Annotated in this window: 14 protein-coding genes; 7 read left to right on the forward strand and 7 right to left on the reverse strand. The window is 64.1% G+C overall.

Features of this window, described 5'->3' with window-relative positions; genetic code table 11:
* Positions 1-2 precede the first annotated feature (2 nt).
* From KT882_RS03500 to KT882_RS03510, 3 genes are read left to right on the forward strand one after another with little or no spacing between them, the layout of a single operon-like run.
* On the forward strand, positions 3-1,976 hold the full coding sequence (locus KT882_RS03500) for a lytic transglycosylase domain-containing protein (protein WP_161071522.1): 1,974 nt from the start codon (positions 3-5) through the stop codon (positions 1,974-1,976).
* A gap of 22 nt (positions 1,977-1,998) precedes the next feature.
* On the forward strand, positions 1,999-2,715 hold the full coding sequence (locus tag KT882_RS03505; RefSeq protein ID WP_228894424.1) for a glutathione S-transferase family protein: 717 nt from the start codon (positions 1,999-2,001) through the stop codon (positions 2,713-2,715).
* Positions 2,716-2,722: 7 nt separating this feature from the next.
* Positions 2,723-3,970 (forward strand): multifunctional CCA addition/repair protein, encoded by a 1,248-nt coding sequence (locus tag KT882_RS03510; RefSeq protein WP_228896532.1) that lies wholly within the window; start codon positions 2,723-2,725, stop codon positions 3,968-3,970.
* Positions 3,971-3,977: 7 nt separating this feature from the next.
* On the opposite strand, the gene KT882_RS03515 is transcribed toward KT882_RS03510, so the two are convergent.
* The 3 genes from KT882_RS03515 to KT882_RS03525 are packed head-to-tail and all read right to left on the reverse strand — an operon-like array spanning position 3,978 to position 5,370.
* Positions 3,978-4,361 carry a hypothetical protein gene (locus KT882_RS03515; protein ID WP_161071520.1) on the reverse strand — a complete coding sequence of 128 codons (384 nt, stop codon included), beginning with the start codon at positions 4,359-4,361 and terminating at the stop codon, positions 3,978-3,980.
* Entirely contained in the window at positions 4,358-4,867 is a 510-nt protein-coding gene (locus KT882_RS03520) for a M74 family metallopeptidase (protein WP_228894425.1), read from the reverse strand. Before KT882_RS03520 ends, KT882_RS03515 begins: the two co-directional genes overlap by 4 nt.
* An 11-nt stretch (positions 4,868-4,878) precedes the next feature.
* Positions 4,879-5,370 (reverse strand): Hcp family type VI secretion system effector, encoded by a 492-nt coding sequence (locus KT882_RS03525; RefSeq protein ID WP_161071518.1) that lies wholly within the window; start codon positions 5,368-5,370, stop codon positions 4,879-4,881.
* A 228-nt stretch (positions 5,371-5,598) separates the two neighbouring features.
* Between KT882_RS03525 and KT882_RS03530 the strand changes: the two genes are divergently transcribed.
* Entirely contained in the window at positions 5,599-6,261 is a 663-nt protein-coding gene (locus KT882_RS03530; RefSeq protein WP_161071551.1) for a GNAT family N-acetyltransferase, read from the forward strand.
* Here KT882_RS03530 and KT882_RS03535 read toward each other — a convergent pair.
* From KT882_RS03535 to KT882_RS03550, 4 genes are all read right to left on the reverse strand, one after another.
* Positions 6,258-7,361, reverse strand: a complete 1,104-nt coding sequence (locus tag KT882_RS03535; protein WP_228894427.1) for a porin — start codon at positions 7,359-7,361, stop codon at positions 6,258-6,260. The genes KT882_RS03530 and KT882_RS03535 overlap by 4 nt on opposite strands.
* A gap of 15 nt (positions 7,362-7,376) precedes the next feature.
* A complete protein-coding gene (locus tag KT882_RS03540; protein WP_228894428.1) occupies positions 7,377-7,784 on the reverse strand; it encodes a hypothetical protein in 408 nt (135 codons plus the stop codon).
* Positions 7,785-7,786: 2 nt separating this feature from the next.
* Positions 7,787-9,364: a methyl-accepting chemotaxis protein gene (locus KT882_RS30745; protein WP_321170322.1), complete on the reverse strand. Its 1,578-nt coding sequence runs from the start codon at positions 9,362-9,364 to the stop codon at positions 7,787-7,789.
* Between the two features lie 131 nt (positions 9,365-9,495).
* A complete protein-coding gene (locus KT882_RS03550) occupies positions 9,496-10,023 on the reverse strand; it encodes an Lrp/AsnC family transcriptional regulator (protein WP_161071514.1) in 528 nt (175 codons plus the stop codon).
* 126 nt (positions 10,024-10,149) lie between these two features.
* On the opposite strand from KT882_RS03550, the gene hppD reads away from it, so the two are divergent.
* From hppD to KT882_RS03565, 3 genes are all read left to right on the forward strand, one after another.
* Positions 10,150-11,280, forward strand: a complete 1,131-nt coding sequence (gene hppD, locus KT882_RS03555; protein ID WP_161071513.1) for a 4-hydroxyphenylpyruvate dioxygenase — start codon at positions 10,150-10,152, stop codon at positions 11,278-11,280.
* A gap of 110 nt (positions 11,281-11,390) precedes the next feature.
* The gene (locus KT882_RS03560) at positions 11,391-14,957 is read left to right on the forward strand and encodes an indolepyruvate ferredoxin oxidoreductase family protein (protein ID WP_228894429.1); all 3,567 of its coding nucleotides are present in this window, start codon (positions 11,391-11,393) and stop codon (positions 14,955-14,957) included.
* Positions 14,958-15,082: 125 nt separating this feature from the next.
* Positions 15,083-16,606, forward strand: a complete 1,524-nt coding sequence (locus tag KT882_RS03565) for a S41 family peptidase (protein ID WP_228894431.1) — start codon at positions 15,083-15,085, stop codon at positions 16,604-16,606.
* Positions 16,607-16,635 lie beyond the last annotated feature (29 nt).

Here is a 16,635-nt window from a genome sequence, read left to right on the forward strand (position 1 = left end):
CATTGATTTCCAGGTCGAAATGGATTGCCGGCGCAGTAGCTTTATGCGCCATTACCAGCTTGGCTCACGCCCAAGACGCTGGCGCGGACACCCGCAAAGAAGACGATGCCTTCCTGCTGCTGCGCGAAGCGGTGCGCAAGGACGAGACCCAGAAGGCAGACTTCTATGCCGCCCGCCTGCCCAGCTATTCCATTCCGTCCTATGTTGATTATTATCGGCTGAAATCGCACTGGCGTGACGCCACCACTTACGAGATCCGCGAATTCCTCAAGCGCTACGAAGGCAGCGCCATCGCCGACCGCCTGCGCAACGACTGGCTGCTGGAGCTGGGCCGCAAAAAAGACTGGCCCAATTTCGACGACCAGCTGCCGCAGTTCGTGCTCAACGACGACACCCAGGTGAAGTGCTACGCGCTGCAATCGAAGGCCCTGAAAGGCCTGAAAGTGGCGGACGACGCGCGCGCCCTGCTGACCGCGCCGAACGGCTACGGCGAGGCCTGCGCGGGCCTGATCGCCACGCTGTTCCAGGCTGGCCAGTTCAGCGCGGAGGACGTGTGGGCGCAAGTGCGCCTGTCGGGCGAATTCAACGCCACCGGCCAGGCGCGCCGCGCCATCCTGCTGCTGGGCGGCGTGGACAAGAAGATCACGCAGGCAGTGGACCTGCCGCTGGTGGCCATCGCCAAAGGCCCGGGCAGCGGCCGGATCGACCATGAAACCTTCCTGGTGGCCGTGGGCCGCGCCGCCAAGACCAGCATGAAGCTGGCCGTGCTGGCGCTGGAAAAAGCCTCCCCCAAACTGAGCGCGCAGGAGCAGGCCATAGGCTGGGCCGCCGTCGCGCTGCAATCGTCCTACTCGCTGTCGCCCGAGACCGCCGGCTACTGGCGCAAGTCCGAAGGCGCGCCGCTGTCCATCGACCAGCACCAGTGGAAGACCCGCATCGCGCTGCGCAGCGGCGACTGGAAGCAGGTCAAGAAAAACATCGCCGCCATGCCGGAAGCGCTGCGCACCGACCCGGCCTGGATCTACTGGCGCGCCCGCGCGCTGATGGCGGAAGCCGGCGCGGTTCATCCCACGCCGGAAGCGGCACAGCTGCTGCGCGGCATTACCGACCAGGCCAATTTCTACGGCCTGCTGGCGCAGGAGGAACTGGGCAAGTTGATCTCGATTCCGCCGCCGGGCGCGCCGCTGGCGCCGGCCGAAGTGGCCGCCATCGGCGAACGCCCCGGCTTCCAGCGCGCGCTCAAATTCTTCGGCATGCGCCTGCGCTTCGAAGGCACGCGCGAGTGGAACTGGGAGCTGCGCAGCCTGGACGAACGCGGCCACCTGGCCGCCGCCGAATTCGCGCGCCAGAACCATATCCTGGACCGCATGGTGAACACCTCCGACCGCACCCGGGTGCAGGTCGACTACACCCAGCGCTACCCCTCGCCGCACGACGACATCATGCATCCGGCCACGCAGACGCTGGGCCTGGACAAGGCCTGGGTGTACGGCATCATCCGCCAGGAATCGCGCTTCATCATGGACGCGCAGTCGCACGCAGGCGCCTCCGGCCTGATGCAGGTCATGCCGTCCACCGCGCGCTGGGTGGCCAAGAAGATAGGCGTGACCGATTTCGTGCAGGACGCCATCACCGACGTGAAGACCAACATCATGCTGGGAACGAACTACATGAACATGGTGCTGGGCAGCATGGACGGCTCGCAGGTGCTGGCCACCGCCGCCTACAACGCCGGGCCGGGCCGCCTGCGCACCTGGCGCTCCACGCTGGACAAGCCGATGGAGAGCGCGGTCTTTATCGAATCGATTCCATTCTTCGAAACCCGCGTCTACGTGAAGAACGTGATGTCCAACGCCACCTATTACGCCGCCCTGTTCGAAGGCCGCCCGCAGTCGCTGAAAGCGCGCCTGGGCACGGTCGGGCCGAAAGGCTACACCGAGCAGGAACGCAGCGAAGCCAGCTTCGGCGGCCGATAAATTAAAAAACTCAGGAACAGATATGCAAACCACCGTTTTGGATCCCACGCTGACGCAAACCCTGGCTGCCGCGCGCGAGCCCGGCCTGACCCTCGTTATCGGCAACAAGAACTACTCCTCGTGGTCAATGCGGCCGTGGGTGGCGATGACCGCCTTCAACATCCCCTTCCAGGAAGTGCGCGTGCTGCTGGACCAGGCCGACACCGGCAACAAGATCGCCGAGTATTCGGCTTGCGGCCGCGTGCCGGTGCTGCTGGCGGGCGAGATGACGATCTGGGACAGCCTGGCCATCTGCGAATACCTTGCCGAGCAGTTCCCCGAAAAGCACCTGTGGCCGCAGGACGTGGCCGCGCGCGCCATGGCGCGTTCGGTCTGCGCCGAAATGCATTCGGGCTTCTCCAGCCTGCGCAACTCCATGTCCATGAACATCAAGGGCAGCTACCCGGGCAAGGGCCGCACGCCCGGCACCCAGGCCGACATCGGCCGCATCAGCGAAATCTGGGAAGAGTGCCTGAGCCGCTTCGGCCACCACGAATTGCTGTTCGGCGACTTCTCCATCGCCGACGCCTACTACGCGCCGGTGGTGATGCGCTTCAAGACCTACGGCGTGGTGCTGCCGCCCGCGCTGAACGCCTATTGCGAGCGCGTGCGCGCCCATCCCGCCGTGGCGCGCTGGGTGGCCGAGGCCCTGGCCGAAACCGAAACCTGCCCCCAGCACGACGCGGAAATGCCGGACTGATATGGCGATGAAGATTTACGTGGTGGGCGGCGCCGTGCGCGACGAGCTGCTCGGCCTGCCGGTGCAGGACCACGACCACGTGGTGGTCGGCGCCACGCCGGAGGACATGCTGGCGCAGGGCTACCGCCCGGTGGGCAAGGATTTCCCTGTCTTCCTGCACCCGAAAACGCAGGAGGAGTACGCGCTGGCCCGCACCGAGCGCAAGACCGCGCCCGGCTACAAGGGCTTCGTGTTCCACACCTCGCCCGACGTCACGCTGGAGGACGACCTGGTGCGGCGCGACCTCACCATCAACGCCATCGCCAAGGCGGAAGACGGCACGCTGACCGACCCCTACAACGGCCGCCGCGACATCGAGCAGCGCATCTTCCGCCACGTGTCGGACGCGTTCGCGGAAGACCCGGTGCGCATCCTGCGCGTGGCCCGCTTCGCCGCGCGCTACCCCGACTTCACGGTGGCTCCCGAAACCAACGCGCTGATGCGGCAGATGGTGGAGCAGGGCGAAGTGGACGCGCTGGTGCCCGAGCGCGTGTGGCAGGAAGTGTCGCGCGGGCTGATGGAGCAGCAGCCCTCGCGCATGCTGCAAGTGCTGCGCGACTGCGACGCGCTGGCGCGCATCCTGCCCGAGCTGGACGCGCTGTGGGGCGTGCCCCAGCCGGAAGCGCACCACCCCGAAATCGACACCGGCGTGCACATGCAACTGGTGGTGGATTACGCCGCCGCGCGCGGCCACGAGCTGCCGGTGCGCTTCGCCTGCCTGATGCACGACCTGGGCAAAGGCCTCACGCCGCCGGAAAAATGGCCCTCGCACCACGGCCACGAAGGCGACGGCGCCAAGCTGGTGGAGCAGGTGTGCAAGCGCCTGAAAGTGCCCAGCGAATGCCGCGACCTGGCCGTGATGACGGCGCGCGAACACGGCAACGTGGGCCGCGCGCTGCAGCTGCGGCCGAACACGATAGTGAAACTGCTGGAGCGCTGCGACGCCTTCCGCAAGCCCGCCCGCTTCACGCAGATGCTGCTGGCCACCGAATGCGATTCCTGCGGCCGCGAAGGCAATGGCGTCAGCTTCCGCGACAAGCCCTTCCCGCAGCTGGCCCATCTGGAAGCCGCGCTGGCCGCCGCGCGCGCCGTGAACGCCGGCGAAATCGCCCAGGGCAGCGCCGGCAATCCGCAGCGCATCCCCGAACTGGTCCACAGCGCCCGCGTCGGCGCCGTGCGCACCGCCTTCGGCGCCAGCGAGGACGAGGAGTACTGACTTTAGCCTAGCAGATCGAGCCCTGAGTGCTCTTCCCAGTGACAACGTTGAGCCCTAGATAGCATGCGTATCCTTGGGCCGAAGTGTAGGTGCAGGAAATGTCGCCGCGCGCTCTTTCCCTGTAATCACTGGCTGCGCTACAGGTATCCTTCGAGTCGGGGCCGATCTGGTTGAACAAGTCTCTTGCGAGCCCCCCTTTAAACATGAAGGCTATTTTTCTGTCTTTTTTGGTCGGCGGAAGCATTTCGGATAAAGTGCCACCATAGACTTGGTAGTCTCCGTTCAATGGTTTTGGCGGCGCACCTTGCCATTCATCTGATTTCTTCTCGCCAGCACGAACGTCGGAAAAAATTGCAAGAGCGCAGACCACTAATACCGCATCGATTTTCATTTTGGTTCCCGGATTTCGGCGTGAAAGTGATCGTCATGGCCGATTAATGAGCGGACGCGGCCTCCTAGTGCTTGCTGTACCTTGTCATCGTTGAAGTACACGACTTTTACCATGGGGTGCTCGACAAATAGCCGAATGAGTTTGATCGTCTGTTCGCAATCATAGACATCATCAAAGCGTGAGACACGGGCGGCTTGGCCAGTAAGCTGGTCCTTTCGGATGGGGCGGCAGTCTACTTCGATACCTTTTTGATGGCTCTTGTGTTTGTCATACGGAAGCCCGCCATCAATGCTGATGTTTCCGATACCAAACTTACGATCAGATATAGCTTGCCATTCCCGTTCGACGTGAAATATCAGCGACAGCAGGTTGGAGTGGGCATATTGCGCCAAATGCCCTGTGTTTTTCCTGCCGCCGACGTTTCCGTACACGTAGTAAGCTGCGTCTTCGGGCGCTTGCGGCAACATGAAATAGCCGCGTGTATCCTTGGGTTGGACTTCAAGCATTGTCCGCTCCCTCATGCAATTCGGTTGATCGATAAATCCCATCCGCCTGCCGTATTGCCGCCAGCGCCGCCGCCGATTTTCTGTTGCGTATACTTCCATCTCACTTTGGCAAAGCGCAGACCGAAGGAATCATTCAGGATATTGCCCTCATCAGCCACTTGATCCATATTGCTGATGAGGACATTTTCGAGTTCGACCTCATAGTATTTGACGGGCATGCCCAATCCATCAGCCCGCATGAACTCAAGCTTTGCTTTGGGAATCGTGCGCCCCATTGAGCATGTCTGCATCAGGATCGGGGACGCCAAGTCTGCAACTTTGGTGAGCGACAGCGTGCGGTGCTCGCACCTTTCGGCAGTGTGGCCACCTCCTGTAGAGGCGGTGGCGCTCTTGGGCTGCATCACGCCCCAGTGTGCAGAGGTAATCTCGATCCAGCCTTGATGCGCTGAATCCGCCGATTCGCCTTTGATGCCATCGATTTGCAGGTACACGTCGATTGCCATAAGTGCCTCCCAAGTGGTTGATGGTTGCTCAAAGCATTGTTACTCAGGCGTAAACGCGTGGGTTGCGACACGTCAAGGACAGACAACTTCACTAAAATTGCAATGTCGAACGAAAATTGGTCACGCTAGAGGCAGGCCTCGATTTTCGTTTTTCAATTCGGATACAATGGGGTTTCATGCTGCGCCGCACAACGCGCGGCGAGGGAGTGATGAGTGACCAGACTGAACATGTTTCGCAATCCGCTGCGGCGCTGGCTGAAGGGCGGCCAGTACCGGCCGACCGTGATGGTCAAGGAGCTGGCCGAGCGCGACCGGCGGCGCATGCTCAAGCATTTCCTGGCGCTGGAGCGGGGCGACCGCCTGTTGCGCTTCGGTTCCTACCTGGGCGACGAACAGGTTGCCAAGTACGCGCAGGGCATCGATTTTTCGCGCGACATGGTGTTTGGCGTCTACAACCGCGTGTTCAAGCTGGTGGCCGTGGGCCACCTGGCGTTTGCGCCCAAGGAAACCAAGAAGTCCGCCACCGAGAAGGAGCGGGTGGCGGAGTTCGGCGTGTCGGTGTCGAAGTCGGCGCGCGGGCTGGGCATAGGCTCCAAGCTGTTCGAGCGCGCCGCCATCCACTGCCGCAACAACGACGTCGACACGCTGTATATGCACTGCCTGTCGTCCAACCAGACCATGATGCATATCGCCAAAAAGGCCGGCATGCAGATCCACCGCGACTACGGCGAGGCGGACGCCTACCTGAAGCTGGAGGCGGCCAATCCGGCCAGCATGCTGCAGGAGGCGGTGGAGGAGCAGGTGGCCACGCTGGACTACGCGCTCAAGGCCAATACCCGCGCCGCCGCCAAATGGCTGGACAAGCTGCCCGGCCGTAAAAACAAGCTTTAGAACACCGCGTCCAGCGCCACGCTGACCAGCTTCGAATTACCGCTGAAGGCGATGTGGCTGCGGTCTATCACTTTGTCGAACTGGATTTTCAGGTCCATATTCTTGCGGAAGTCCCAGCGCAGCGCCACGAAGCGGGTGTTGTCGATCTGCAGGTCGGTGTACAGGTCGGTCTGTTTTTCCGTGTAGTGCGAATAGCCGGCCAGCGGCGTGAAGTCGCCGATCTTGTAGCCGGCCGTCGCGGTCCAGCTGCGCGCCTTGTAGTCCTGGGCCGGGCGGCGGAAGGTGTTGGCTTCGGCGCGCAGCAGGAAGTTGTTGTAGTCCACGCTGGCCGACACGCCCATGATGCGCTGGCGCAGGCCGCGCGTCACCACCGCGTCCTCGGCGGCGGCCGGGTAGCTGGTCAGGTCGATGGTGTTCTGCATGTAGATCATGCGCACGCCCACGTAGTCGTTGGACACTTCCAGATAGCCGCCCAGGATGCGTTTCCACGCGTCGTCCACCCTGGCGCCGTAGTAGATGCGCTCCATTTCCTTGTTGTTCTTCGTGACTTCCTGGCCGGTGAAGATATTGCCGATCACGGCCCAGTCGCCCAGCGTCTTGCGGTGGCTCAGGTTGACGCCGTTGTAGGCGCCGATTTCCCAGCCGTAGATGTCCTGCGGCACGCGTATCCACGGCAGCGTGTAGCCGATGTAGACGCTGTCGGAATAGGCGTAGATCGGCAGGCGGCGGCGGCCGGCCTGCAGCGTGGTCTCGGGCGTGATGTCCCAGGTGACGTAGGCCCAGTCGATCTCGCCCTTCATTTTTTCCGAGGCGCGGCTGACCACTTGCGCGGTGGCCGACAGCTGCTCGCTGAATTTGTATTTCAGCTGCACGCCGGCCAGCGACTCTTCTGCCAGGCTGACGCGGTTCTTGTCGTACACGGCGCCGTGCTCGTAGTTGGCGATGTAGCAGGGGCAGTCGAATTCGTTCCACTGGCCCTGGGTGCCGCCGTAGGCCTTGCCTGCTGCCAGGGTGCCGAAGCCGGAGATGGTGAAGTCGCCCGCGTGCGCGGTGCCCAGGCTGGCGGCGCCCAGCAGCAGGCCGGTAATCAGTTTGTTCATGGGTATGCTCAGCAATTAATTCAGGGTGGCGACGATCTTGACGCTGGCGTCGACGTCCTTTTTGTCGATGTAGCCGATGCGGGTGGGATCGGCGGCGACGGTTTTCTTCATGTCCTGCTCGCTCTCGACTTCCTGCGGCGGCGTGCCGCCCCCGGTGAAGATGAGCTTGGACCAGATCGAGCGCACCTGGGCCGGATCTTTATGGCAGGCCTTGGCGTAGAACTGGTCGCGCGCGGCGTTCTTTTCCGGCAGGTTGACCGGGGCCGGCAGCTTGGTCTTGCCGAGGTAGGATTGGCAGATCAGCTCGGCAGCAGGCACGTTGGCCTTGGACGAGACGATGACCACCAGTTCGGCGCGCGCGGGCAGGGCCAGCGCGGCCGCCAGCAGCAGCGCGCTGCCGCCGGCCAGGAATTTCTGGTTCATATTTAGTGCTTTGCTAGGAGGGGAAAAGAGGGGCTGGCGGCCAGGCGCGGCGCGGCGTCCTGGCCGAGTTTGAACACACTCACCACCTGGGCCAGGTTGGTGGCCTGCTCCAGCAGCGAGCCGGCCGCCGCCGAGGCCTGCTCGACCAGCACGGCGTTCTGGCGCGTGTCGTGGTCGATCTCGCCCAGGGCGCCCTGGATGTGCTCGATCTCGCCGCTTTGCGCCTGGCTGGCGGCGGTGATCTCGGCCATGATGCCGGTCACGCTGGCGATGCTGCTGACGATGTCGTTCATGGTCTCGCCGGCCTGGTCGACCAGGCGCGCGCCGTCGTCCACGCGGCGCACCGAGTCGTCGATCAGGGTCTTGATTTCCTTGGCGGCGGCGGCCGAGCGCTGGGCCAGGCTGCGCACTTCGGAAGCCACCACGGCGAAGCCGCGGCCCTGCTCGCCGGCGCGGGCCGCTTCCACCGCCGCGTTCAGCGCCAGGATATTGGTCTGGAAGGCGATGCCGTCGATCACGCCGATGATGTCGACAATCTTGCGCGAGGAGGCGTTGATGGCGCCCATGGTGTCCACCACTTGGGCCACCACGGCGCCGCCTTTTTCCGCCACGCCGGACGCGTCGCCGGCCAGCTGGTTGGCCTGGTGGGCGCTGTCGGCGTTCTGGCGCACGGTGGAGGTCAGCTGGCGCATGGACTGCACGGTCTGGTCCAGCGCGCCCACTTCGCGCTCGGTGCGCTGGGCCAGGTCGGCGTTGCCCGCCTCGATCTCGTGCGCGGCGCCGGCGATGGTGTCTCCCGCCGCGCGGATGCGCTGCATGGTGCTGGCCAGTTTGTGCTGCATGTTGTGCAGGCTGAGCAGCAGGCTGCCGCTGTCGTCCGGCAGGGTATTGATGCGGCTGGTGAAGTCGCCGTCGGCGATGGTGACGGCGATCTTGATCGCGTACTCAGGCTCGCCGCCCAGCTGGCGCCACAGCAGGCGGATAATCACATAGGAGGCCAGGGCCAGGCAGGCCACGGTCACCAGCGCCACCACGATATTGAGCTTCATCAGGAAGTTGACGTCGCGCGTGCTGTCGCCGAGGGTGGCGGTGAGCTGCTTGCTCTCGGCCGCATAGCTCTGGCCCAGGTCCTGCTGCAGCACTTTGAGCGCGGCCTGCATGGCGGCGATGATCTTGGGCGCGTCGCCGCTTTCCAGTCCCAGCATGATCTTGCCGGCCTGCAGCGTGGGCTGGTAGTAGGCGTTGAATTCGGCGCCCAGGCGCTCGGCCGCCGGCGCGTGGCCGTCGACCTTGCCCAGGGTGGCCAGCGTGGCGCGGATGCGCTGCGCGGAATTCTGGATCGCCACCAGGCCGTCCTGTTCGCCGTCCGCCACCGCGTGCTGCATGCCTTCGGAGATGGCCTGCACGTCGCGGATCAGGGAATTGAGGTGGTCCAGCGCCGGATAATCGACGCTGCCGGCGCGTGCAATGTGCGCCAGGGCGGAGGAGGTGTAGCTTTGATTGATGCCGAGGCCGGTGGCGAACAGAAGCGCTGCGATCGCTGGGATGGCCCAGATACGCTGCTTGAAAGTAAGTTGCATTTTAGGTAAGCACTGTAGTGTAGCTGACATGATATATTCATGTCCCACAGGCAATTCTCACCAATTCTCACTTACTTGCAAAACGCTACTATATTAGCGCCGGTTTAGCGCAAACCTGTTGCCTTTCCGCATCAAACCAGGGGCAGGGCGGTGGTGTCCTTGATGCGCTGCAGGGCGAAACTGGACTTCACGTCCAGCACGGCAGGGTGGCGCAGCAGGGTGGCCATCATAAAGCGCGAGAAGTGGTCCATGTCCTCAACGTGCACGCGCAGCAGGTAGTCCATTTCGCCGGTCATGGCGTAGCAGGCCACCACTTCCGGCCATTGCTCAACCGCCACCGCGAAGTCGGCGCGCGGCGAGGTGCCGCCCGGATTCACGCCCAGCGCGCGCGCGGTGCTGTGGTTGGCGGCGGCGGCGTCGCTGTGCTTTTCCAGGCGCACGTTCACATAGGCCAGCAGGCCCAGGCCGATCTTGTCCGGGTCCAGCAGCGCCACGTACTGGCGGATCACGCCCTCTTCTTCCAGCCGCTTGATGCGGCGCAGGCACGGCGATGGCGACAGGCTGACTTGCTCGGCCACGTCCTGGTTGGACAGGCGGCCGTCGCCCTGCAAAATTGCCAGAATCTTACGGTCGGTTTTGTCGAGCGCAATCTTGGTCATAAATCCCTCTTTTGGTCAGGTTACAAGCAATATTATTGCGCACATCGGCGGCGTCCGGGAATTGTTCGCAATTTAATGCCCCCCTGCGGGACTATACTGGGCGGAAAATAAGCAGAGGAGACACGCATGAAATTCGAGTCCTGGGACAACCCTATGGGTACCGATGGTTTTGAGTTTGTCGAATACGCCGCGCCGGACCCCAAGGCCCTGGGCGCGCTGTTCGAAAGCATGGGCTTTACCGCCATCGCACGCCACCGCCACAAGGATGTAACCCTGTACCGCCAGGGCGACATCAACTTCATCATCAACGCCGAGCAGGACTCGTTCGCGCAGCGCTTCGCGCGCCAGCACGGCCCGTCCGTGTGCGCCATCGCCATCCGCGTGGACGACGCCGCCTTCGCCTACCAGCGCGCGCTGGAACTGGGCGCCTGGGGCTTCGACAACAAGACCGGCCCGATGGAGCTGAACATTCCCGCCATCAAGGGCGTGGGCGACTCGCTGCTGTACTTCGTGGACCGCTGGCGCGGCAAGAACGCCGCCAAGGGCGTGCCGGCCGGCGCCATCGGCGACATCAGCATCTACGACGTGGACTTCGTGGCGATACCCGGCGCGGTGGCCAACCCGGTCGTGGCCGGTCATGGCCTGACCTATATCGACCACCTGACCCACAATGTGCACCGCGGCCGCATGAAGGAATGGGCGTCGTTCTACGAGAACCTGTTCAACTTCCGCGAAATCCGCTACTTCGACATCGAAGGCAAGCTCACCGGCCTGAAGTCGAAAGCCATGACTTCGCCGTGCGGCAAGATCCGCATCCCGATCAATGAATCGTCGGACGACAAATCGCAGATCGCCGAGTACCTGGACGCCTACCACGGCGAGGGCATCCAGCACATTGCGCTGGGTACGGACAATATCTACCAGTCCATCCAGGCCATGCGCGACACCGGCATCGTGTTCCAGGACACCATAGAAACCTACTACGAGCTGGTGAACCGCCGCCTGCCGCACCACGGCGAGAACCTGGAAGAGCTGCGCCGCCTGCGCATCCTGATCGACGGCCACAGCACCGAAAGCGAGCGCGAGCTGCTGCTGCAGATTTTCACGCAGAACGTGATCGGGCCTATCTTCTTCGAGATCATCCAGCGCAAGGGCGACCAGGGCTTCGGCGAGGGGAACTTCCGCGCGCTGTTCGAGTCCATCGAGCTGGACCAGATCAAGCGCGGCGTATTGAAAGACGACAAGGCCGCCGTTTGAATTTGGCGGGTGACGGCTTCGCCTAACCCGCCCTACGTAACATCAGCACTAACCCGCCAGCGCCGCACAGAACGGCGCACGGGCACCCGAGAAATAGTGGAGACCACCTAATGAACGCACCAGTCAAAGATTCCCATCTGGAATCCGGTAAGCCAGCGCAAGATATTTCGCTAGACGACAAATGGACCCTGGAGCGCGGCCGCGCCTTCATGACCGGCACGCAGGCGCTGATACGCCTGCCCATGATGCAGCGCGAGCGCGACCTGAAAGCGGGCCTGAACACGGCCGGCTACATCACCGGCTACCGCGGCTCGCCGGTCACCAGCGTGGACATGACGGCCATGAAGGCCAAGAAATACCTGGACGCGCACCACGTCAAATTCCACCCCGGCATGAACGAAGACCTGGCGGCCACCGCCGTCTGGGGCACGCAGCAGACCAATCTGTTCGAGGACGCCAAATACGACGGCGTGTTCTCCATGTGGTACGGCAAAGGCCCCGGCGTGGACCGCTGCGGCGACGTCTTCAAGCATGCCAACAACGCAGGCTCCGCCCAGCACGGCGGCGTGCTGGTGCTGGCCGGCGACGACCACGCGGCCAAATCGTCCTCCACCGCGCACCAGTCCGACCACATCCTGAACGCCTGCGGCATCCCCGTGCTGTACCCGTCCTCGGTGCAGGAATACATCGACTACGGCCTGCACGCCTGGGCCATGAGCCGCTACACCGGCTTGTGGGTGTCGATGAAGTGCGTGACCGACATTATCGAATCCGGCGCCGTGGTGGACTTCGATCCGGACCGCGTGCAGATCCAGCTGCCGACCGACTTTGAACTGCCCGCCGGCGGCCTGAACATCCGCTGGCCGGACACCGTGCTGGACATGGAAGTCCGCATGAACAGCTACAAGTGGTACGCCGCGCTGGCCTACTGCCGCGCCAACAAGCTGAACAAGATCATCTGGGATTCGCCGAAACCGAAGATCGGCATCATCACCGCCGGCAAGTCCTACCTGGACACGCGCCAGGCGCTGGCCGACCTGGGCATCGACGAGCAGGCCGCCGCCGACATCGGCATCCGCCTGTACAAGATCGGCATGACCTGGCCGCTGGAAGCGGACGGCGTGCACGAATTCGCCAAGGGCCTGGACGAGATCCTGGTGGTGGAAGAGAAGCGCCAGATCCTGGAGTACGCGCTGAAGGAAGAGCTGTACAACCTGCCGGACGGCGAGCGTCCGCGCGTGGTGGGCAAGTTCGACGACACCGGCGAATGGAGCAACAAGGGCAAGACCGGCCACGGCGACTGGCTGCTGCCGGCCACCTACGAGCTGAACCCGGCGCAGATCGCGCGCGCCATCGCCTCGCGCATCGCTCACTACTGCGCCGGCCATCCTGTCGCCAAGCGCGTGCAGGAACGCGTGGCCTTCCTGGAAGCGAAGGAGCTGGCGCTGAAAAACCTGCCGGTGAAAGCCAATCCGGAAACCGACCGCACGCCCTTCTTCTGCTCCGGCTGCCCGCACAACAGCTCGACCAAGGTGCCGGAAGGCTCGCGCGCGCTGGCCGGCATCGGCTGCCACTACATGGTGCTGTGGATGGACCGCGAAACGTCCACCTTCACCCACATGGGCGCCGAGGGCGTGACCTGGGTGGGCCAGGCGCCGTTCACCAACGAGAAGCACGTCTTCACCAACTTGGGCGACGGCACCTATTTCCACTCCGGCATCCTGGCGATCCGCGCTGCGGTGGCGGCCAAGGTGAACATCACCTACAAGATCCTGTTCAACGACGCCGTCGCCATGACCGGCGGCCAGACCTTCGACGGTCCGCTCGACCCCGGCATGATTTCGCGCCAGATCGCGGCCGAAGGCGTGACGCCCATCATCGTCGTCACCGACGAGCCGGACAAATATCCGGACGATTACAAGTGGGCCGAGGGCGTGACGGTGCGCCACCGCTCCGAGCTGATGGATGTGCAGCGCGAGCTGCGCGACATGCCCGGCGTGTCGGCCATGATCTACGACCAGACCTGCGCCTCCGAGAAGCGCCGCCGCCGGAAACGCAATGAATATCCGGATCCGGCCAAACGCGCCGTGATCAACGAAGCCGTGTGCGAAGGCTGCGGCGACTGCTCGGTGCAGTCGAATTGCCTGTCGGTGGAGCCGCTGGAAACGGAACTGGGCCGCAAGCGCCAGATCAACCAGTCTTCCTGCAACAAGGACTTCTCCTGCACCACCGGCTTCTGCCCGTCCTTCGTGACGGTGGAAGGCGGCGCGCTGAAGAAACCGAAGAAGGCCGCTGCCCCTGGTGATGCAGCCATGCCCGTGCTGCCGTCGCCCGCCATGCTGTCGACCGCCGAACCGTTCGGCATCCTGATCACCGGCATCGGCGGCACCGGCGTGGTGACCGTGGGCCAGATCCTGGCCATGGCCGCGCACGTGGAAGGCAAGGGCGCCGTGGTGCTGGACATGAGCGGCCTGGCGCAGAAGGGCGGTCCCGTCATGTCGCACGTTCGTCTGGCGGACAAGCAGGCCGACCTGCACTCGACCCGCGTGGGCACCGGCGCGGCCAACCTGGTGATAGGCTGCGACCAGATCGTCACCGCCAGCCGCGACGCGCTGTCGCGCATGGGCGAGGGCCGCACCTGGGCCGCCGTCAATTCCACCGGCGCCACCACGGCGGCCTTCGTGAAAAACCCTGACTGGCAGTTCCCGGGCGCCAGTTCGCAAAGCGAAATCAAGCGAGCCTGCGGTGCGGAGCGCGTGGAGTTCATCGACGCCGGCCAGATCGCCACCGCGCTGATGGGCGACTCCATCGCCACCAATATGTTCATGCTGGGCTACGCCTTCCAAAAAGGCCAGGTGCCGCTGACGGAGGCCTCGCTGGTCAAGGCCATCGAGCTGAACGGCGTGTCGGTCGGCTTCAACAAGACCGCCTTCAACTGGGGCCGCACCGCCGCGCACGACCTGGGCATGGTGACCCGCCTGACCGCGCCGGCCAAGGTGATCGAGTTCAAGCGCACGCAGTCGCTGGACGACATCATCAACCGCCGCGTGGAACTGCTGACCGCCTACCAGGACGCCGCCTACGCCGCCCGCTACAAGGAGTTCGTGGACCACGTGCGCGCCGAAGAGGGCAAGCTGGGCCACAAGCAGCTGCGCCTGACCGAGGCGGTGGCGCGCTACTTCTACAAGCTGATGGCGTACAAGGACGAGTACGAAGTGGCGCGCCTGTACACCGATCCGGCCTTCAAGGAGAAAGTGGCGAATATGTTCGAAGGCGACTACCAGATCAAGTTCCACCTGGCGCCGCCGCTGCTGGCCAAGACCGACGCGGAAGGCCACCTGGTCAAGCAGCAGTTCGGCCCCTGGATGATGAAAGCCTTCGGCGTGCTGGCCAAGTTCAAGGGCCTGCGCGGCACCGCGCTGGACATCTTCGGCTACACCGCCGAGCGCAAGATGGAGCGTGCGCTGATCGCCGAGTACCGCCAGACCGTGGCCGGCCTGCTGGGCAAGCTGACGGACGCCAACTTGGCGCAAGCGGTGGCCATCGCCAGCATACCGGAAGACATCCGCGGCTACGGCCACGTGAAGGAGCGCCACCTGAAGGCGGCCAAGGCCAAGGAAGCCGGCCTGATCGCCGTCTACCACGCCGGCCAGCCGGCCAGCCACCACGCGGCCTGAGCCGGGCAGCCAGCTTGAAGGGGATCGCGCCGCATTGCGGCGCGTTCCCTTGTTGGCGGCCTGCGGGTCACAGCTTGCAACAATCTGTGACAAAAAAAGGCATGGCGGGCGACTATAATTCCCGCATGAAAATTTCCTCACTTACCTGCTGGGCCGCCCTTTTGCTGCTCAGCCTGGCTGGCTGTGGCGGCGACGCCAACAACACCGGCACCGCCAGCAGCACTGCCGCCGCCGTCTCGCGCAGCGCGCCCAGCGGCATGGCCGCGCCGGCCCTGCCCGCCTATTCCAGCTTCCAGAACCTGTGCGCCGCGCCGCGCCAATCCACCGCCACCGCGTTTTATCCGGACCGCCAGGGCACGCTGGACGACGAGAAGTCCTTCCTGCGCCTGTGGACCGACGAAACTTATCTGTGGTACTCGGAAGTGCCGACCAACAACCCGGCCTCCTACAGCACCGCGCTGGACTACTTCAATGTGCTCAAGACGCCGCTGCTGACCGCCAACGGCAAGCCCAAGGACCGCTACCACTTCACCTATTCGAGCGCCGAATACGACGAGCTGTCGCGCGGCGTGGAACTGGGCTACGGCATGAACTGGGCACGCAATACCGGCCCCAACATTCCCCGCACCTGGACCATCACCTCCGTCCTGCCCGGCTCGCCAGCCGACCAGGCCGGCCTGCGCCGGGGCGATGTGCTGAACCAGGTGGATTTCCAGAACTTTGTCTGGGCCGGCGACGCCGCCACGGTTGCCAAGCTGAACGCGGGGCTGTTCCCCGTCAAGGCCGGCGAAGTGCACGAGTTCCTGCTGGCGCGCGGCCTGCAAAAGTTCATGGTGTTCCTGAAAGCGGCCAAGCTGGACGTGCCGCCTGTGCAGAACACCAAGGTGATCGATACGCCGACCGGCAAGGTAGGCTATCTGACCTTCAACAGCCATAACCCGGTGTCCGAGCTGCAGCTGATCGAAGCCTTCAGGCAGCTGGAGGACGCCAAGGTGAACGACCTGGTGCTGGACCTGCGCTACAACGGCGGCGGCCTGCTGGTGATCGCCAGCGAACTGGCCTACATGATATCCGGCGGCGAGATCACCGCCGGCAAGACGTTTGAGCATACCCTGGTCAACGACAAGGGCACGCCGCAGACGCCGCTGATTTTCCTGCCGGTGTCGCTCGGCTTGAACACCCCCAAGCCGGCGCCTTACCTGCAGCCCTTGCCCAAGCTGGGCCTGAATCGCGTCACCATCCTGACCGGCCCGGGCACCTGCTCGGCCAGCGAATCGGTGATCAACGGGCTGCGCGGCGTGGACGTGGAAGTCAACCTGATCGGCGGCCAGACCTGCGGCAAGCCTTACGCTTTTGTCCCCACGCCCAACTGCGGCACCACCTACTTTACCATCCAGTACCAGGGCGTGAACGCAAAAGGCTTCGGCGACTACAGCGACGGCTTCGCCCCGACCTGCAATGTGGCGGACGATTTCAGCCGCAGCCAGGGCGACCCGGCCGAAGGCCAGCTGGCGGCGGCGCTGTATTACCGCGAGCATGGCCGTTGCCCGGCGGCCTCCACCGCGCGCGCGCGTTCCGGCATACCTGAGCCGCTGGCCGTGCCCGTGCGTCCGCCTGTAAGCGAGATCGCCATCCATACCCCGCGCTGAGCGCCCCTTTTAAGCATGCTGGAGAACTG

The organism is Pseudoduganella aquatica, from assembly GCF_020865585.1.
Classification (GTDB): domain Bacteria; phylum Pseudomonadota; class Gammaproteobacteria; order Burkholderiales; family Burkholderiaceae_D; genus Rugamonas; species Rugamonas aquatica_A.